Here is an 18,843-nt window from a genome sequence, read left to right on the forward strand (position 1 = left end):
CGCGCCCGGCGGCCCGGTCGGCCCCGGGATTTCAGGCGCGGTTGGAGGGCATGGAGGCACGATCCACCTCGTCAGTGCGACATGAACAGGCTGCACGGGCTGTGCTGCGAAAAATCGAGGGTCACCCCGCCGAACATCCGTTCGCGAAGGTGGGGGCGGCCATAGGCGCCCATCACGATGTAATTGGCCTCGAGCTCCAGCGCGGCGCGGCGCAGCGCGTCATGCACCATCTCATCGTCGCGCGGCTGCTCGCGTATTTCTGACTTGATGTCGTGATAGCTGAGATACTGCGCGGCATCGACCAGCGGACGACCTGCACGGTCCTCCGCAATGCGCACGATCGTGACGTTGCGGGCGAACTTCAGCAGCGGCACGGCGTGGCGCAAGGCGCGGCTGACTTCGGGCGAGCCGTTCCACGCCACCATGACATTACCGCCGACGTCGATCCGCGGCCCGTCCGATGCGACCGCGAGGATGGGCGTGTCGGTGCGGGTTGCGAGCTTTGCCGCAGCCGGTGCGTGATCCGGGAGATCCCCCTCGCCGCCGGTGCTGACCACCGCGAGGTCCATGAGATCCATGCGATCGAGCGCGGCGCCCTGCGGATCGCCGTTCTCGTTGATCCAGGTCCATGATGCGCCAGCCCGTTCGAGCCGGGCCTGCAGCTCATTCTGGTTTTCGATCTCGCGCTCGCGGATGTCGGCGAGCATCTCCGCCATGCCATAGACGCCGCCAAACGGGTCCATGACAACGAAGTTGTTGTAAGGAGTTACCTGAAGACAGTGAATATGGCTGTTAAATGCAGCTGCGACAGTGAGCGCCACCTCAAGCCGGTCGATCGTGCCAGCATCACGATTCGCGTAAAGCAGAACCGACCTCATATTCCACAGTCTTCCTAAGTGGTTTCACTGTTGAAGATGGTGGACTTCAGATCGGTTATATATACGTAACGATCCCTACGCTTGATAATGACCACGCTAAATCATCGTTCTACCAAGCGAGCGTTCAGGCATCCTCTTCCTTGTTCAAGTCCCATTCGGCATCGTAGACGATGCGCAGCAACTCAGAGAGACTGTGCACGTTAAGCTTCGACATCAGGTGAGCACGGTGTATCTCCACGGTCCGTGAACTGATGCCCAGATCGTGGCCGATCGTCTTGTTCGGAAAGCCGCGCGCCAGGCCGAGAAGAACATCACGCTCACGCGGCGTGAGACATGATAGTTTTCGCTCCGCCTCGGCCGCCACATCGTGCCGCCAAGCGCCTTTCTTCAAGACGACTTCGCTTTGCTCAATCGCGGACGCGAGTGCTTCCGTCTGCGGCGGCTTGATGAGGACGTCGAGCGCCCCAAGCTTCATTGCCCGAACAACGGCACCGATGTCGCTGAGCCCCGTGATGATCACAACGGGAAATGTCGAACGGCGGTCGTAGAGCTGTTCAAGGATTTCTATGCCGCTACCGTCCGGCATGCACAGGTCAAGCAGAATGCAGCCTGGCTCTAGGGTGCCTTCCTCAACTAGGCTTCTACCTGAAGTGAAGTATTTCACATTGTAGCCCAGGCGCTGAACCGTCATTCCGATGGCTCTTCTGCTGACACTGTCATCGTCAACGATATACACGATCATGTGTCTTACTCCGTATCCGTGCAGCGTCACGCAAGGCGCGACCAGTTAGCTATTTCAAGACCATCCCTTTTCATTCCAATGGAGAAGGCAGTTATCGTTTGTAACAACGCCCGTTAGTGCCCCTTCATGAAAACACCGCGAAGCACCGCATAACAATGTTGGCGATTTAGATAGGTTCCGTTTGAGACCAATCTGCAATGCTGATCTTAAAAAATAAAGAATCGTCAATGACTTGGGCGACACCCAAGTCACCGGCGCAAGTGGACAATCCTTCTCGGCGTTGCAAGGAAGACGCACTCGGATCGCTCGTTAACCATTGCTTGCACGCGAACCATGGGCGGGACATGACAGGTTGGCGCCCGCCCGACACTGAAGGGGCCAGCCCGATGATCAATGTTTGAAGCCGAGACGACTTAGCGCCAAATAACGTCGGGCCAGTTCAAGGTGAATGACCCGAGCCTCGATACATCGCGCTCGCGCCGCCATCCGTGTTTCGGAGCGTGCTCGCTCCCGGGCATATTCCGTGTCCATCATCATGCAGCCCCCTGCAGAAAATGAGACCCACCGTATGATAGCAACAATTCGACGCAATTACGTAGTTTCACGTAAAGCACTGATCGTTCTCGTCAAAATCCGCCAACATCAGCGGCAGAAACATCGAAGAAGTCCGATCCGGCGGAGGTAAATCGCACATTTGCTCGCGTTTCAGCAGCTTCCGTTACGGAACCGGGACAACTTTGGGGAAACTTCGCCTCACGACTCGGAGGTAGGGGACGGCCAGTTGTCGATTCGCTGATCCCCCCGACGCCGCAACATTCGCTTGGCGATCTCCGCAGCGACAGCAGTGACGACGGCGCCGCCCAGGCAGGCGATCAGGCTGTCACTGTCCGGCATCCGTATACCCAGCAGCTTCTCGACCGGCGGAAACGTCATTGCGAACACCTGCAGCCCAAGGGCGGCGCCCACACCGCCAATGAGCCAAGCGATCCCCCCCGGCGGGCGGTCCCACAGAGGTCGTCGGTCGTTCCACAGGGCGAGGACGAACATGTTCTCGAACAGGATCACGCCGACGAGCACGCTGTTGCGCGCTGTTTCCAGGCTTTCGCCACGAGCAAGCTCCCAGCCGAACAGCGCGGCCAGGAACGCAGACATGGCAACCGCCGGGATCGCCATCAGAAGCAGCGCGGATCCATCGATCAATCGCCGGTCCGCGGCGCGGGGCGGGCGACGAAGCTCGTCGCCCCTGCCCCGCCCCATGGCCAGCGCGACCGCCTGCGGCGTTTCAGTAATGAGATTGCTCCACAGCAGCTGAACCGCCGTCAGGGGCGGCGGAAGGCCAGCCGCTATCGCCAGCAGGAAGAGCGCGATCTCCGCAATGCCGGTGCCAAGCAGGAAGATCGCTATCTTCCGCAGATTGCCGAATGTGATGCGTCCTTCTTCGATCCCAGAGACAATCGACGCGAAGTTGTCGTCGACGATGATGAGGTCGGCCGCACCACGCGCAACATCCGTCCCAGCCTCGCCCATCGCAACACCGATGTTCGCCGCATGGAGCGCCGGACCGTCGTTCACCCCGTCGCCCGTCACGGCAACGATGTGCCCGCTATTGCGCAAGGTCTCGACAATCAGCAGCTTCTGCGCCGGATCGGTACGCGCGAATACTTTTGCCTGCCCAATCGCTTCCGCCTGAGCCTCACGTTGACCCGAGAGCGCAGACAATGCCGCACCCGACAGGACATCAGCTTGCGAGTGGGCAAGGCCAAGCTGGCGCCCGATGGTGAGCGCGGTTGCCGCGTGATCGCCAGTGATCATCCGCACCTCGATCCCCGCGTCCCGACACGCCGCGACCGCGGCAGCGGCTTCAGGGCGCAGCGGATCGAGTAACCCGACGCAGCCGAGGCACCGCAGCCGCGCCGGGTGGGCGAGATCAACCATCTCAAGGTCCGGCACCGAGCGTTCGGCGAGAGCAAGAACGCGGTATCCGTCTGACGCGAGACCATCGGCAGCGCCGAGGAGCGACGGATCGGGTTCCGCGCACATCGCAACAATCGTCTCGACGGCGCCCTTCGCGACGACGCGCACCTCATCGTCGGCCTCGATCCCAACGCTCGAAAAGCGGTTTACCGGTTCGTAGGCGAAAAGGCCGATCCGCGGGTGATCCTCGATCTGCTCCATGTCTTCGGCGAAGCGTAAAAGCGCGACGTCGACACTGTCGCCAATCACTTCGCCCCCGGCGACGCGGTTCGCCTCGTTGCAGATCGCCCCTGCACGCGCCAGACGCCTGACTGCGGCTAAGTCATCCTTCCACTCGCCCGCGTTCAGCCGACGCCCATCGGGGGTGATGATTGCGCCCACGGACAACCGGTTGACGGTGAGCGTGCCCGTCTTGTCCGTCGCGATGATCGTACAAGCGCCGAGCCCCTCCACGGCCGGCAGGCTTCGCACGATGACGTTGCGCTCCGCCATTCGGCGTGTCGCCACCGCGAGCCCGACCGTGACCGCGACCGGAAGCGCCTCCGGAATTGCGGACACGGCCAGCGCCACGGCAACGATCAGGATCTCCGCCGGCGCAGCCCCCCTCACCAACAGGAGTAGCGCCAGCACGGCCACCAAGGCGGCCATCCCGACGGAGATCTGCTTCGACAAACGCTCCAGATACTGGATCAACGGCGGCGGGGTAGGCTCAGTCTCACGCAGCGAAACGCCGATCCTGCCCAGTTCGGTGCGCTCACCGGTCGCGACTACCACCCCTCTGGCACGGCCGGCGAGCAATGTGGTGCCGGCGTGCAGCATCGTGGTGCGGTCGCCGAGCGGCACGTCGACATCCAGCGCGGCATCAGCGCTTTTGGCGACCGGCAGCGCTTCCCCCGTCAGCAATGACTCGTCGGCCTGAACGTCTGAAGCCGCAAGCAGCCGAGTATCCGCAGGAATTTCCGCACCCGGCTCCAGCAAGATGATGTCTCCGGGCACCAGATCGGCTGCGTCCAGCTCGCGCACCGCCCCATCCCGTTCGACGCGGGCCGTGTGCTTCACCATTTGCTGCAACGCGTCGGCGCTGGCGCCAGCGCGCCCCTCCTGGACAGCTCCGATGACCGCGTTCAGCACAAGGACCGCGACGATGAACAGCGCATCCGTCCGTTCGCCCATCCACAGCGACAAAGCCGCCGCCCCCAGCAGCAGGTAGATCAGCGGGCTGCGGAACTGGCGAACGAAAAGCTCGGGCCAGGAGGCGCGGCGATGGCGCGGGAGTTCGTTGCGGCCCCAGTGCTGGCGGCGCTCGACGACTTGCCGCTCGGTCAGTCCCTCCGGATCCGCGCCAAGCCTGGCAAGACACTCCTTGCCGGAAAGCGCAAACCACGGCGTTGTCGCCGCCGCCGTGCCTCCGGCTGGCGGTTTGACGAGATTACGGGGCATGGCGAAGTTCTTGCTGGCGACCGGGCGAAATGGCGCTGCTGTTGAAGCAGGCCCGTGCCGGATCGCCGACGTAGGTCACAGCGCCGGATGGGGCACGGCCCTCCGGTGTCGTTCGAAGCGCGATCGCTGAGATCCGTTGCTTGCCGGCCGGGGGCTCATCTATGGCGCTTCGCTGAACTTCTGCATCGTCGAAAGACCTCGTTCGATCCCTTGGCGCTCAACGCTCGGTTCGACTGACGACCAGCGCGGTACCGTTCGGATCCACCGTGATAAGGTGATAGGTACCATTGTCGCAGCGCGCGCGCCATTCAGGCCTGGCCGGGTTCGTGTTGATGAGTTGTGCGCCGGTGACGCTCTGGCACGGCAGGCCGGCATCACGAATGGCGCGGAACAAGGCGATCTCGCGGGATTGCTGGGGTAATGCCAGCATCTGGGCAGCGAAATTCGTGGTGGGTTGGTCGACCACGGTCACGTTCTTCGTATCGCTCGGCTTCCCGCAGCCTGCGATCAGCATCAGGACAAGGAGATATCCCTTTTTCATCCGCATGCTCCCCAAGAGCGCACCACGTTTCGCTACCAGAAGGAATAGGTTCCAGGCATATCATCGGTAATCCGGGATACTACGGATGCTGACCAGATTGCTTGATCAAGAAGCACGGAGATTGTGGCTTTTCGTACAATTTTTCGAATGAGATGGGCCGCGAGCAATAAAGAAAGCCGCGCGAGATCATCGCCTCAGCAGTAGTCATACCTATTCTATATATCACCATTGGCGTTCATTCTTGCCTCAATTATCCGACGCCTGCCGTAAGGGGCAGGGGTGTCATTCAGTGTTGTCGCGTAAGGTGACCGTCATGTACCGGACGCTTTGTCTTGCATCAGCCGCGATCGGCTGCCTCGTCGCAACCACCGCAGCAGCACAGGATGGCCTGATCGGAACATGGCAGGATCCGAAGGACAGCGTCCACGTCCGAACGCAGCCGTGCGGAAATGCAATCTGCGGGGTCGTCATCTGGGCAACCGATCAGGCGAAAGAGCGCGCTCGTCGCGGCGGCACGCAGCAACTGATTGGCACCACGGTGTTCCGCGATTTCCGGCAACAAAAGACGAACCAGTGGCGCGGGCGCGTGTTCGTGCCCGATCAGAACACCACCTTTTCCGGCACGATCACATTGGTCGACCCGAACACGATCCGCGGCACGGGATGCCTCATCGGCCGGATCATCTGCAAAAGCCGGACGTGGCATCGAGTGCCATAGGTCCTGGTCGTCACGCAGGCGTCGCCGGTTCACGGTTGAGCCGGCGCACCCGAAGCAGGAAGCCTGCGGTGTAGCATGCGGCAAGCACTGCCATCACACAGAACGGCCCCCATGCCTCCGCCAAGCTGGCCCCCATCTGGTTGAAGCGGATGAAGAGATGTGTCGCCGGCGTTGCCGGGGAGAACCAGGCGATGGTCGCAAGCCATTGCGGCATGGCGTAGAGTGGCCAGGCGAAGCCGCCGAGGAACAGCAGCGGCAGCGACGTAGGAAGGATTACCTTCAAGGCATCGTCACCGGTGGGAAACAGGCTGCCGAGCAACTGGCCGAGGCTTGACACGGCGACCGCAAACAGCGGGATCGCGAGCAGCAGCCCCGGCATGTTGCCGCCGCGTGGCACGCCCTGGGCCCAGTAGACGAAGCCGAAGTAGAATCCCGCGGCCAGCGCGCCGACAAGGGCAGCAGCGGTCACCATCCCCAGCGCCTCCGCCCGGCGCATCACCGTCCATCCGCGCTGGCGCCGATCCGCCACCAGACGCGCCGAGGCGGCGAGCAACGTCTGCTGCAGAATGATGTTCGCAACAGCAGGAAAAACGTAATCGCGGTATCCGCCCGTTGTGAAGATCGGCTGCACCAGCACCTCGGGCGCGCGCTGCCGTGCAACCGCGGGCACGGTATCCGCCAGCTCGTTCACCGCGTCGAGCGCCACCTCGGCCAGCGTCTCCCCGATCGCCTCCGCGCGAACGAAATAGGCGCCGTTCAGCCACAGCGCGATCCCCGTCCCTGTACCGCGCGAAAGGACGCGCTGTTGCAGGTGCGGGGCGAGGTACACGACGCCATCAGCCTTGCGCGCACGCACCAACTCCCGTGCCTCGCCCAGATTGCCTGTTTCCACCACGACGAAGACGGCGCGGGTATCCGACAGATGACGCACCAGCGCGCGCGACAAGGGCGAGCGATCCGCATCCACCACCACCAGCGCAATGTCGGTCGCGGTCTGTTGCTGGTACGGTGCAGGGTAATAGAAAGCGTAGAAGAGCACGGAGATGATCGCGAGCATCAGCAACTCGCGCGTGCGGAGGATCGTCAGCAGTGTCTGCTCGATCGCGCCGATGAAGCTCATGCCGGGCGCTTCGATCGCAGGATCAGCACCATGCCGGTGACGCCGCCGATCAGCGGATAGAGCAGCAGCGCGATCATCGGCGTCAGATCGGCCCGCGCGGTGACGCCGATCAACTGATCCATCTGCAGTATGATGAAGTGAGTGAGCGGCAGCACCTTGCTCCAGTCCTGTGCGAACCACAGCCCGCCGCTGAGCGGAAGCGTTGCCCCGGAGTACGCAAGCGCCGAGCCGGCAACGATGACGGCGCCGGAGAAGGAGGTGCCGACTTCCTTCGTCACCGCGATGAGCAACAGGCCGATCGCCGCGCTCGCTACGAACAGGAGGACGAAGCCAACGACGATCAGGGCAACGCTTCCTTCAGCACGATAGCCGCGCGCCAACGTCATCCAGAGCAGCCAGGCGATCGCCCAGAGGATGCCTGCCAGAACATGAACCGCCAACCGCCCCGACAGCGCCGCCACCGGCGCCTGCGTCTCGCGAACGTAGGCGCCGAACGACTTGTCCCGCATCAGCAGCCCGAGCGAGCCGATGCACGAGATGGCGATCACCAGATGGAGGATGCTCGGCCCGATCAGCATGCCCAGGAACCACTCCAGGCTGAGCGTCGGATTGCCGAGCAGCGTGATCTGGATCGTCGGCAAGGTGCGGTCCGCGACTGATGCGCCAGCGACGCCGAGGTTGCGCGGCGTCTGCCGAAGCAGGGTCGCCGTGGTCACGAGCCGCAGATAGGTGGAGGCGACCGAGCCGGTCGACAGGAACACCGCCTCGTAGAACACCGTTACGGGCGGGGAACTCGACGAGCGGGCGCTGATGCCCTTGGGAATGACCATGAAGGCCACGGCCTGTTCGCGGCGAACCATGGCCAATGCCTCGGCCCGCTGCGGCGTCTGCGCCACCACCTCCAGATAAGGCGTCGCGTCGATGTTGCGCGTAATCGTGCGGGCCAGCGCACCGCCGTCCTGATCGACGATAACGACCGGCAAGTTGGTCAGCGTGCCGCCCCATATCATCGCCGCCATCGATCCCAGCATCACAAGCGGAAACAGCGTCAGCAGCAGAAGGTCGACCGGGGTGCGGGCGATCCGTACGGCTTCCTGCCAGAAGGACGCCGCGAACACCCTCATTGCGGCCAATCGAACAGGACGCTCATCCCCGGCCGGAGCCCAGTGGCGCGCTGCATCGGCTCCAGCTTCACGGCAAAGGCGTGGACATCGTAACCGGTCGACTGCCGCGTCGCGCGAAACGTGGCGTAGCTTCCTTGCGGTGCGATGTTCGTCACGCGGAAATCGATCGTCCTTCCCAGTGCCGGCACCTCCCCGCGCAGCACCATGCCCTGCTTCATGCCCTTGTAATCGTCTTCCTGGACGTTGACCGTCACCCACGGCCGATCGATCGCGATCAGCTGGATCGCGGGAAGAATGGGGCTGACGATCTCGCCGGGCTGCACCAGCCGCCGGGACACTTCGCCGTCGATCGGCGACACGAGCTCGGTCTCGCGTTGCATAGCCGTGGCAGCGGCAACCAAGGCTTGCGCCGAGCGGACCTGAGCGGCCGCGACCTCCTTGCTTTCCGGTCGTGTACCGGAAGCGAGCTTCTCATACTCCAGCCGCGCCGCTTCCGCGATGCGCGCCGTCGAGATCTGGGCCGCGCGTGCTTCGTCGCGACGCTGCGCGGAAACGACGCCCTGCGCGTACAGGCTGTCGGTTCGCCGCCTGGTCACCTGCGCCAGGTTGGCCGTCGCCTTCGCCGCTTCCCAATTGGCACGCAGAGCAGCGACGTCCTGTTCACGGGCGCCCTTGTCGGCGATCTCCTGCAGCGCCCGGGCACTTTGCAGGGCGGCATCGGCCTGTTGCGCGCCGCTCTCCACCTCCGGCGCGTTCAGGATGGCGAGCACTTCACCACGCCGCACGCGATCACCTTCGCTGACCTTGATCTCGGCGAGGCGTGACAGAGCCTTCGTGGCGACGTTGACCTCCTCCGCCTCCACCTCACCTTGCAGCGGCGGCGCGGCGGGGCGGCTCGCCAGCCACAAGCCGATCGCAACCCCGATTGCGACGATCGCGATGCCGCCCCATAGAAGCAACCGCGCGCGTCGCGACGGCGGTCGATCGGCGCCGATCGCCGGGTCGTGGCGCGCCGCGTCCGTCACGGCTTGGCCGATACCGGGATACGTACATTCGCCTGCGCCAGATACTGCGGGAAGCTCTCCAGCCGACCAGCAGCCGTGAGCAGCGCGGCAAGCGCCAGATCGTACTCATAGGCCACCGCCACGCGCTGCGTCCGCGCCGCGGCTAGCGCCGCCTCTGCCCCGGTCACCGCCGTCACCGTCCCCTCCCCTTCGCGGAAACTGATCTGCTGAACGCGCAGGTTCTCGGTCGCGGCGGCAAGGCTGCTGTCGAGCGAAACGAACGAGCTACGAGCGCTTTCGACGAGGTTCCACGCCCGCAACGTCGTGGAACGGCTGGTCTGCCGCGCGCCCCGTGCGGCCTCGTCAGCGGCGGCCTCCTGTTCCCGCGCCGCAGCCACCGCGCGCGAACGGCCGATATTGGAGATCAGGGTGTAGCGAACGCCGACGCCGACGATCCAGTCCGGCTCGACCGGCAAGGCATTGGAGCGATTGGCGTTATATTCCCCGAAGGCGAACGCCTGCGGGCGCTGCTGGGACTTCGCCAGATCGACCGACGCACGCGCGATCGACTTTGCTGCATCGGCTTCGCGCGTCTGCGGCAAATTCTCCTCGCCGCCGACGAACTCGCTCGACGGTGGCAAGGGCGCAGTCTGGACGAACAACGGCGTGGTCGGCGTTACCGCGTCCACCTCAAGCAGGCTCGCCAGATCTGTCCGCGCGCTGTCATGCGCCAGTACCGCGCGTTCGTGCTCACGCTCCGCCGCGTCACGGGCTACCTGCGCCTCCAAGCGGCGCGCGCGCGGAATGAGACCGCCCATTTCCAGCTTGATCGCGTCCGACAGCAGGCTGTCGAGCGCCTCCAGCGACTCACGGGTAGAATCCTCGAGCGAGGCGGCGGCCAGTTGACCGAAATAGGCACGGATCAGGTTCACCTGCGTCAAATCGCGTGCCGATCGCGCCCGCGCTTCGCTCAGGGCCGTTCCCGCCTCAGCACCGCGCTTGATCGCGGAGATCGCCCCCCCGGTATAGATCGGCAGAATACCCTGGATGGTCGGGCGGAACACGTCCTGGCGGAAGCGATAGGACAAGTCGCTCGGCAAGGCAGCGAACAGCCCCGGCAGTGCCTGGGAAATCCGCCCGACGATGTCGCTTGCGATCGCCTGGAAGGCCGGGGCGACCGAGCCGGGAATGGAATTGAGGAAGCTGTTGGTGCTGTCGAGCGCATCCTGCCGCGGCCCCCTGAGGTCCAAGGACAGCGTCTTCTGATACTCGACATATTGCGCGGAGACGGTGACGATCGGCCGGTTGAGCGTCGACAGCGACTCTTCCGTCAGCCGCGCGGCATTTTCGCTGTGCTTCGCCGCGGCAAGCGCCGGCGCGACACGATCCGATCGCTCGAGCGCTGCGCTGAAGCTCATCGCGACGGGCTGACCGGCAGCGGGGGACGGAGCGCAGAGGGTAGCCGCGGTGGCCATCGCCACCCAGAAACTCTCTCCCCAGCTTGCGCCTCGACCGTGCCCCTCACCGCTTTGGGGTGGCAAGTCGAAGCCGCGGGGAGATCCTCTCCACATCAGCTTAGCCTACCCCTCTTCATGGCTGATTGCCAGTTGAAGCAAAGTGGCGCCGCGGAACATGAGTGGGATCCAGAAGAGCTGACGAAACAGCCATAGTCACCGCCGATCCGGAGACCGGCAGGTGACTGGCCGTGCGCCTCGACAGTGCCACTTCTGCCGCTTCGCTCCTAGATCTTGTCACCGTTGGCAGCCGCAGTGGACGAAGACGCGCCGCTGTTCGTCGCAGAGGACAATGCAGCCTGCAGCTTGGCCTCCTGTTCCGACGAGAGCGAGGTCCGCAAGACCTTCCCGTGCACGCCGGAAAGCTCCGCAAGAACCTTTTCCGGCTGCGCCTTGCGCACCAGGACGAACAGCGCAGACGTATTCGGCTGCAGGGTTTCCGCCAGTTCCTTGATGAAGGAATCGTTGATCCCGTAATCGATCAGCGATCCCGAAAGCGCGCCGGTACCGGCCCCGATCGCACCGCCGATCGCCATGCCGGCGACAGGGTTGAGGAACAGCAGGCCGACCAACGTGCCCCACAGGACCCCCGAGAGGCCCCCCGAGGCGGCGCCAGTGCCGACCATGCTGACGCTCTGCTTCAGGTTCACCTTGCCGTCCGGCTGGCGGATCGCGACCACGGCGTCCTCGAGATCGATGAGATACTCGCGCTGCATCAAGTTCAGCTTGCTGAGCACGCGATCCGCTTCCTGTGGATCATCGAAGCCGACCACCACCAAGTCTGCCATTGCCACTCTCCTTCATGCCTGTCGAAAGCGCGAGCGACCGCCGGCGGTATGGCCGCTCAAGGGCATCGCCGCCTGCCCTCGCGCGCCGCCGCAGCGCTCATCGATAGTCTTGAGGATCACCCAAAGAAGTCGCCCCGTCGCGCCGGCTAGGGCGCGGCGGGGCGAAGTTCCCCGTCTTTCCTTCTTGGGGGGAGGGAGGAGGTGCGGCGGGGATACGGGAGATCCTTGAGATGTTAATCGTCAGCTGCCAATCTGGCGATGTCGCCTAATAGTCGCCTCGCATCGGTGACTACTTACATCGGTGTTATCGGGATACCATCCGCTAACAACTTGCTTTTACCGCCCTTCATACTGGCAATTCGATACGCAATTTTCCGTATCGTTTCATAAATTTGATGAAGCAACTCTGGACACTGTCGCCGTTCGCGACAGACTCTAGGCAACCGTGCGCCACGCATAGGCGCATCCACCCGAAATCACGCCATCGTCACCAACACTTTGCGGAACCGGGCCAGCGCAGTGAGGTAGAAGACCGAACCGATCACCATCAGCGCAAGGAACTGCGGCCATACGGCGTCAAGGCCCGCCCCCCTGAACAGGATCGCCTGGCCAAGCTCGACGAAGTGGGTCGTCGGCGCAGCAAGCATCACATCCTGCACCACCTCGGGCATGCTCTCGCGCGGGGTGATGCCGCCCGACAGCATCTCGAGCGGCAGCAGGACAAGCACGGTCAACATGCCGAACTGCGGCATGTTGCGCGCGACCGTCGCCATGAAAATGCCGATCGATGTCATCGCGAACATCGACAGCGCTGCAGCGATGAAGAACAGCAGCAAAGATCCCGCGATGGGTACGTGCAATAATCCCCGGACGACGAGCTGGATCGACAGAAAGGAAGCGAGCAGCACGACGAGGCTCATCGACCACACCTTGCTGGCCATGATCTCGAACGGCCGCACCGGCATGACGAGCAAATGTTCGATCGTCCCACGCTCGCGCTCCCGGATCAGCGCGGCGCCGGTGAGGATGATCGACAGCAGGGTGATCTGGTTGATCACTTGGGTCAGCGCGCCGAACCATATCCGGTCCAGCGTCGGGTTGAACCGGGCCCGCAGCTCGAGTTCAACCGGCAGGCCGCCCTGCCCCTGGCGCCGCGCGACGAACGCCGTCACCTCCCCCAGCGCGATCTGCTGGATGTAGGCGCTGCCGGAGAAAGCCTGCGTCATGCGTGTGGCGTCGGTATTGAGCTGGATCTCCGCCGGCCGGCCGGCCAGAACGTCGCGCTGAAAGCCTTCGGGGATCTGCAGCACGAATGTGTAGCGGCCCGCATCCATGCCGGGATCGATCTGCGTGCTGTTTATCATCACCGGGGGCGCGAACAGCGGCGGATAGAAAGCGTCCGTGATCCGCTGTGACAAGGGCGAGCGATCTTCGTCCACGATTGCGATCGACGCCATGTTCAACGTCTCCGGCATTGCCTTGGCTGACGTGTAGATGACACCGGTGAAGGTGAAGAGGATCAGCACCAGCATGATCGGATCGCGCCACAGGCTCCACAGTTCCTTGACGCCCAGCCGATAGATCGCGGAGACGGCGCGCACCGATCAATGCTCCTGCTTGCGCAGCGTGAGGATCGCCACCCCGGTGATCACCGGCCACGTCACCAGCAGCGGCCACAGCGATGGCCACAATTCGTGGAAGCCCAGCGCCTTGTTGAACACGCCGCGGGTGATCGTGATCATATAGGCGGACGGATAAAGCTCCCCGAAGATACGGGCGCCGCCCTGCAGCGACGTGACCGGATCGATCATCCCGCCATACGTGAGCGTCGGGATCAGGGTGCCGATCATGGCAAGGAACATCGCGGCGATCTGGCTTCGCGTGACCGCGGAGGCGAGCAGACCCATGCCGGTCGCGATGAAGGAGAAGACCAGCGCGCCGACCGTAAGAGCCGCGAAGCTGCCCGTAATCGGCACGCGGAACACCCACTCGGCCAACGCCACCATGACGAGGTAGTTGATCATCGCTATGCCGACATAGGGAAGCTGTTTGCCCAGGAGGAATTCGGTGCGCGTCACTGGCGTCACGTAGAAATTGATGATCGAGCCGGTCTCCTTCTCGCGCACCACGGCCATCGCTGCGAGCATGGCGGGGAGGACGAGGAGCAGCAGCGGAATCACGCTCGGCACCATCGCCAGCAAGCTGCGCACCTCGGGATTGTAGCGATAGCGGTTCTCGATCGAGACAGTGGCGCCCGCGCCTGCGCGCGGCCCGCCGGTCAGGCCGGCCGCGCGCATTTCCTGGCTCAACCAGCGCTGGTGCATACCCTGAATGTAGCCGCGCACCGTTTCGGCGCGAATCGGCATGGCGCCATTGAACCAGGCGGCGATCGGCTGCGGCCGCCCGCGGCGAAGATCGCGGCCGAACCCGGGTGGAATCTCGATCGCGAGCGTCAGCTCGCCGCTGCGCAGCCGCTGGTCCATGTCGGCGTAATCGGTGATCGGCCGTTCCCGGATGAAATAGCGTGAGCCGGACAGTTCGAGCTCGTAGCGCTGGCTGGCGCTGCTCTGATCGCGGTCGAGCACGGCGAAGCGGATGTCGTTGACGTCGAAACTGATGCCGTAGCCAATCACGAACAGCAGCACGACGGACCCGGCGAGCGCGAGCGCCCCGCGCACCGGATCGCGCTGCAGCTCCAGCACCTCGCGCCACAGATAGCTGTACATCCGCCGGAGGCTGAACGGGCGGCGGCGGCCGGCGCCGGCCGTCTCCTCCGGGTCCTCAGCCGGAAAGGCGATGGTATCCGCCGCCCCGTCCTCGCCCCCCGCCTCGACCAGATAGGAGATGAAGGCTTCTTCCAGCGTCGCCGTCCCGCGCTTCTCGATCAGCCGCTCCGGCGTGTCACTGTCCAGCACCTTGCCGGCATGCATCATCGAGATGCGATCGCAGCGCTCAGCCTCGTTCATGAAATGCGTCGAGATGAAGATCGTGACCCGGTCACGCCGGGAAAGCTCGATCAGCAGGCGCCAGAAGGTGTCGCGGGCGACGGGATCGACGCCGGAGGTCGGCTCGTCGAGGATCAGCATCTCCGGCCGGTGCACCATCGCCACGGCGAGCGAGAGGCGCTGGCGGGCGCCAAGGGGCATGCCGGGCGGGAGGCTCTCGGCGGCGCTTTCCAGGCCGAAACGATCGATCATCTCTGCGACGCGCCCGGGGATCTCGTGCGCGGCCACCTGGAACAGTCGCGCATGAAGCTCGAGGTTCTGGCGGACTGTCAACTCGCTGTAGAGCGAGAAGGCCTGGCTCATATAGCCGACGCGGCGCCGCACCGCGATGTCGTGCGGGTCGATCGGCTTGCCGAACAGCAGCGCCTCCCCCTCCGTCGGGGGAAGCAGCCCGGTCAGCATCTTCATCGTCGTGGTCTTGCCGCAGCCGTTCGAGCCGAGAAACCCGAAGATCTCGCCGCGCCTGATCCGGAAACTGACCTGGTCGACCGCGGTGAAATCGCCGAACCGCATGGTCAGATCACGGGCTTCAATGGCGATATCTGTATCGTCGTTGGTCAGCGGTGGCTTGGTCGGCGGCGTGTGATCGCGCCGCTTCTCCTCCGGTAGCAGGGCGATGAAGGCGTCGTCGAGCGACGTGCTGCCGGTCCGCTCCAGCAACTCCTGCGGCGTGCCGGTGGCGAGCACCGCGCCGTCGTCCATCGCCACGAGCCAGTCGAAGCGCTGCGCCTCGTCCATGTAAGCGGTGGCGACGATCACGCTCATGCCCGGGTTCTGCTGCCGGATGCGCGCGATCAGCTCCCAGAAACGCGCGCGGGCGAGCGGGTCGACGCCGGTGGTCGGTTCGTCGAGGATCAGCAGCCGCGGTTCGTGAATGAGCGCGCAGCATAGCCCCAGCTTCTGCTTCATCCCGCCCGAAAGCTTTCCCGCGGGGCGGCCGGTGAAGTCGTAGAGCCCGGTGCTGCGCGTCAGATCGTCGATCCGTTCACGCCGCTCGGCCGCATCCTGGCCGAACAGCCGGGCGAAGAACTGCAGGTTCTCCTCTACCGAAAGCGTGGGGTAGAGGTTTTTGCCCAACCCCTGCGGCATGTAGGCGATGCGCGGGCACACGGCGTTGCGATGCGCGCGATCCGCCATGCTGCCGCCCAGCACATAGACCGAGCCTTCCTGCACCGCGCGCGATCCGGCGACGAGCGAGAAGAGGCTCGATTTGCCAACCCCGTCCGGCCCGATGAGGCCGACCATCCGCCCCGCCGGCACATCGAGATCGAGCCCGCGCAGTGCCTGAGTCCGCCCGTAATGCAGCGTGACACCGGACAGCTGGACCACCGGCTCCGCGGCAGGAGCGGGTTCTGGCTGAGCAAAGGCACCGGGCTTCACCCGTGCTACTCCGAAATGACGTTCGACAGGTTCTTCGGCCAGGGAATGGCGGGATCGAGACGCAGGTAGGCGGTGCCAGGAAGCCCCGTCTTCACCAGCGTGATGTGCCGGCGAAGGAGCGCGGGATCGATTCGAGCCTTCACCCGGAACATCAGCTTCTGGCGCTCGCTTTGCGTCTCCACCGTCTTCGGCGTGAACTGCGCCACGTCAGCAACGAAGCTGACCCGCGCGGGGATGACGCGACCGGCCAAAGCATCCAGCACGATGCGCACCTCACTGCCCAGCGCCACGCGGCCCGCGACGGTTTCCGGCAGGAAGAACACCATCGATACGTCGGAGAGATCGAGCATCGTCAGCACGCGGCCGCCAGCGCCCACCACTTCACCCGGCTGCGCGACGCGATACTGGATCCGCCCGCTGCGCGGCGCTCGAAGGTCGGCGTCATTGATATCGGCCATGATCCGCTGAACGGTGGCCCGGGCGGCCTCGACGTTCGTCCCCGCACCCGCAACCTGGCTGCGCGTCGCGGCGATGCCCGCCGTCACGGCCGCAACCTGCGCCCGCGCCGCCTGCACCGCAGCGGACGCGCCTTCCACGGCGGCCTGATCATTATCGCGCTCCTGCACGGGTGTCGCGCCCTCGCGCGCCAGCGTGGTCGAGCGCGCGAGCCGCTTCTGTGCGGCGTTGAGCTCGGCAACACGCTGGCGGACGGTCGCTTCCGCGAATGCGCGGTCGCTCTCGCGCTGCGCCACCTGGGATTCGTTTGTCCTCACCGCATTCAGCGCCTGCGCCAGCCGCGCCTGCGCCTCCGCGAGTTGCGCGACTAGCGTGTCGGTATCCATTTGCGCCACGACTTGCCCGGCCTTGACGAACTCTCCCTCGCTGACGGTGATGTCGCGAATCCGCCCCGGCATCTTGGCCGCGATATCGACCTCAACTGCCTCGATCCGGCCGTTGCCACTGACGATCCCCTCCGGCATCCCAGAGGGGCGAAGAAAGAACCACGCGAGCGCGGCGGCGATGACGATCGCCACTGCCACCAAGATACGGTTGCGCCATTGGGGCGTCAGCGTTTGCGTCATGGCTCAGGCGCCCTTCGGTTTTCGCGCGGATCGGAATCGAACACCGTCGGCGGCGTGAACCCGCCCCCCAGCGCAGCGTAGAGCGCAACCGCGCTGGCCAGATCGGCGCGGCGCAGCTGAACGAGCAGCTGCTCCGTTTCAAACAGGTCACGCTGCGCTTCGAGCACCTCGAGATAGGTGGAGCGGCCATATTCGAAGCGAAGATTGGCGAGGCGGGCGCGCTCGGTGAGCGCATCGAGCACCTGCCGGGTCGTATCGATCTGCCGCGCGAGCTGCTGGCGGCGCACTAATGCATCCGCCACGTCGCGGAAGGCGACCTGGATGGTGCGTTCATATTCCGCCACCGATCGCACCTGCCGCGCGCGTGCGACATCAAGGTTCGATCGCAGCCGCCCGCCGTTGAAGATCGGGACGCTAATCGTCGGCGCGAAGCTCCAGATCGTCACTGGATCGCTGAACAGATCCCCCAGCTCCACGCTGCCGATCCCGAGTTCGCCGTTGGAAACACCGACCCCGCCGGTGAGCCTGATGTTCGGGAAGAAGGCAGCGCGGGCCGCACCGATATTGGCGTTTGCGGCGCGCAGCTGGCGTTCAGCCGCGATGATGTCCGGCCGATTGACCAGCAGCTCGGAGGGAAGCCCGGGCGGAAGCTGGATATCTTCCGAAATCGCCGCCAGCCTGCGGTTGGAGGACGCGACGGTCACTGGGCGACCGACCAGCAGCGCCAGCGCATTGCGATTCACCGCCTGATCCTGCTCCAGCGCGTAAAGGGCCGTCTGCGCCTGGCCCAGGAGCGTCTGCGCCTGTGTCATGTCCAGCTTCGAGCCGGATCCCACCTCGAAGCGACGGCGAATGATCCTGAGCGATTCCTGCCGCGTGCGGATCGACGATTGCGCGAGCGCGGCGCGCTCTTCGTATTCGCGTTCGAGCAAATACCCGTTGGCCACTTGGGCGACGAGCTGGGTGGCGACGCCGCGCCGCGCCTCTTCCGACGCAAGATATTGCCAGCGCGCGGCGTCCCGCAGGTTGCGCAGCCGCCCCCAGAAATCGATCTCCCACCCCGCCCCCACCTCGACGTTGATCAGCCGAACGTCGAGCGGGACACTGCGGGCAAGCGGCAGGTCGACCTCCGTGCGTCCGAACTGCCCGCTCGCGGCAACGTTCAGCTGCGGATACAGTGATGCGCCCTCGATCCGCCAAGCTGCGCGCGCTTCCTGCACGCGCGCGGCGGCAATGCGAATGTCGCGATTATTCTCCAGCGCCAGCGCAATCAGCCGGCGCAACTCCGGATCGCGGAAGAAATCCTGCCAGCCGAGCCGGGCCACCGACTCCCCAGCCGGCACGGCGCCCGGGTACTGCGCCGGTACCGGCAGCTCAGGCTGAACATAGGCCGGCGCAAAGGAGCAGCCGGCCAGCAGCAACGCCGGCCACCCCCTCCACAGAGGTCCCGTGACGCGCGTGGAACAAAACGGGCCGAGATACGGCTTCGGCTTCGCCTGGCACTGCCCGCGTCGCGATTGTGACGCGCCGGCC

At 64.7% G+C, this 18,843-nt stretch carries 14 protein-coding genes; 1 reads left to right on the forward strand and 13 read right to left on the reverse strand.

The features are described 5' to 3' along the window. Positions 1–71: 71 nt before the first annotated feature. From ACH0AE_RS07900 to ACH0AE_RS07915, 4 genes are all read right to left on the reverse strand, one after another. Positions 72–878 (reverse strand): universal stress protein, encoded by an 807-nt coding sequence (locus tag ACH0AE_RS07900; protein WP_294445163.1) that lies wholly within the window; start codon positions 876–878, stop codon positions 72–74. A gap of 124 nt (positions 879–1,002) precedes the next feature. After that, positions 1,003–1,620, reverse strand: coding sequence for a response regulator transcription factor (locus ACH0AE_RS07905; RefSeq protein ID WP_406875620.1), 618 nt, complete (start codon positions 1,618–1,620; stop codon positions 1,003–1,005). A gap of 753 nt (positions 1,621–2,373) precedes the next feature. After that, entirely contained in the window at positions 2,374–5,034 is a 2,661-nt protein-coding gene (locus tag ACH0AE_RS07910; protein ID WP_294444905.1) for a cation-transporting P-type ATPase, read from the reverse strand. 217 nt (positions 5,035–5,251) lie between these two features. Further along, complete coding sequence (locus ACH0AE_RS07915; protein ID WP_406875621.1) at positions 5,252–5,548, reverse strand: hypothetical protein; 297 nt, start codon at positions 5,546–5,548, stop codon at positions 5,252–5,254. Between the two features lie 340 nt (positions 5,549–5,888). Between ACH0AE_RS07915 and ACH0AE_RS07920 the strand changes: the two genes are divergently transcribed. Next, positions 5,889–6,293: a DUF2147 domain-containing protein gene (locus ACH0AE_RS07920; RefSeq protein WP_294444907.1), complete on the forward strand. Its 405-nt coding sequence runs from the start codon at positions 5,889–5,891 to the stop codon at positions 6,291–6,293. A 10-nt stretch (positions 6,294–6,303) separates the two neighbouring features. Here ACH0AE_RS07920 and ACH0AE_RS07925 read toward each other — a convergent pair whose 3' ends face one another. The 9 genes from ACH0AE_RS07925 to ACH0AE_RS07965 form a co-directional block, all read right to left on the reverse strand. Next, the gene (locus tag ACH0AE_RS07925; protein ID WP_294444908.1) at positions 6,304–7,413 is read right to left on the reverse strand and encodes an ABC transporter permease; all 1,110 of its coding nucleotides are present in this window, start codon (positions 7,411–7,413) and stop codon (positions 6,304–6,306) included. After that, the gene (locus ACH0AE_RS07930; RefSeq protein ID WP_406875622.1) at positions 7,410–8,537 is read right to left on the reverse strand and encodes an ABC transporter permease; all 1,128 of its coding nucleotides are present in this window, start codon (positions 8,535–8,537) and stop codon (positions 7,410–7,412) included. The genes ACH0AE_RS07925 and ACH0AE_RS07930 overlap by 4 nt, the downstream gene beginning before the upstream one ends. After that, a complete protein-coding gene (locus ACH0AE_RS07935; RefSeq protein WP_294444910.1) occupies positions 8,534–9,562 on the reverse strand; it encodes an HlyD family secretion protein in 1,029 nt (342 codons plus the stop codon). The genes ACH0AE_RS07930 and ACH0AE_RS07935 overlap by 4 nt, the downstream gene beginning before the upstream one ends. Continuing rightward, entirely contained in the window at positions 9,559–10,959 is a 1,401-nt protein-coding gene (locus ACH0AE_RS07940) for a TolC family protein (RefSeq protein WP_406875623.1), read from the reverse strand. Before ACH0AE_RS07940 ends, ACH0AE_RS07935 begins: the two co-directional genes overlap by 4 nt. A 323-nt stretch (positions 10,960–11,282) precedes the next feature. Further along, positions 11,283–11,843, reverse strand: a complete 561-nt coding sequence (locus ACH0AE_RS07945) for a DUF1269 domain-containing protein (protein WP_294444911.1) — start codon at positions 11,841–11,843, stop codon at positions 11,283–11,285. A gap of 476 nt (positions 11,844–12,319) precedes the next feature. After that, complete coding sequence (locus tag ACH0AE_RS07950) at positions 12,320–13,444, reverse strand: ABC transporter permease (protein ID WP_294444794.1); 1,125 nt, start codon at positions 13,442–13,444, stop codon at positions 12,320–12,322. Between the two features lie 3 nt (positions 13,445–13,447). Next, complete coding sequence (rbbA, locus tag ACH0AE_RS07955) at positions 13,448–16,177, reverse strand: ribosome-associated ATPase/putative transporter RbbA (RefSeq protein WP_406875624.1); 2,730 nt, start codon at positions 16,175–16,177, stop codon at positions 13,448–13,450. Positions 16,178–16,233: 56 nt separating this feature from the next. Next, entirely contained in the window at positions 16,234–17,310 is a 1,077-nt protein-coding gene (locus tag ACH0AE_RS07960) for an HlyD family secretion protein (RefSeq protein ID WP_294444792.1), read from the reverse strand. Next, the gene (locus tag ACH0AE_RS07965) at positions 17,307–18,731 is read right to left on the reverse strand and encodes an efflux transporter outer membrane subunit (RefSeq protein WP_294444791.1); all 1,425 of its coding nucleotides are present in this window, start codon (positions 18,729–18,731) and stop codon (positions 17,307–17,309) included. Before ACH0AE_RS07965 ends, ACH0AE_RS07960 begins: the two co-directional genes overlap by 4 nt. Between the last annotated feature and the right edge of the window lie 112 nt (positions 18,732–18,843).

Source organism: Sphingomonas sp. 179-A 2A2 NHS, from assembly GCF_045371305.1.
Lineage (GTDB): Bacteria > Pseudomonadota > Alphaproteobacteria > Sphingomonadales > Sphingomonadaceae > Sphingomonas.

Excerpts from the sequence above, each read along its gene's own strand:
- ACH0AE_RS07905 (WP_406875620.1), bottom strand. The coding sequence starts at position 1,620 with ATGATCGTGTATATCGTTGACGATGACAGTGTCAGCAGAAGAGCCATC.
- ACH0AE_RS07945 (WP_294444911.1), bottom strand. The coding sequence starts at position 11,843 with ATGGCAGACTTGGTGGTGGTCGGCTTCGATGATCCACAGGAAGCGGAT.
- ACH0AE_RS07900 (WP_294445163.1), bottom strand. The coding sequence starts at position 878 with ATGAGGTCGGTTCTGCTTTACGCGAATCGTGATGCTGGCACGATCGAC.
- ACH0AE_RS07910 (WP_294444905.1), bottom strand. The coding sequence starts at position 5,034 with ATGCCCCGTAATCTCGTCAAACCGCCAGCCGGAGGCACGGCGGCGGCG.
- ACH0AE_RS07960 (WP_294444792.1), bottom strand. The coding sequence starts at position 17,310 with ATGACGCAAACGCTGACGCCCCAATGGCGCAACCGTATCTTGGTGGCA.
- ACH0AE_RS07930 (WP_406875622.1), bottom strand. The coding sequence starts at position 8,537 with ATGAGGGTGTTCGCGGCGTCCTTCTGGCAGGAAGCCGTACGGATCGCC.
- ACH0AE_RS07920 (WP_294444907.1), top strand. The coding sequence starts at position 5,889 with ATGTACCGGACGCTTTGTCTTGCATCAGCCGCGATCGGCTGCCTCGTC.
- ACH0AE_RS07940 (WP_406875623.1), bottom strand. The coding sequence starts at position 10,959 with ATGAGCTTCAGCGCAGCGCTCGAGCGATCGGATCGTGTCGCGCCGGCG.
- ACH0AE_RS07915 (WP_406875621.1), bottom strand. The coding sequence starts at position 5,548 with ATGCTGATCGCAGGCTGCGGGAAGCCGAGCGATACGAAGAACGTGACC.
- ACH0AE_RS07925 (WP_294444908.1), bottom strand. The coding sequence starts at position 7,413 with ATGAGCTTCATCGGCGCGATCGAGCAGACACTGCTGACGATCCTCCGC.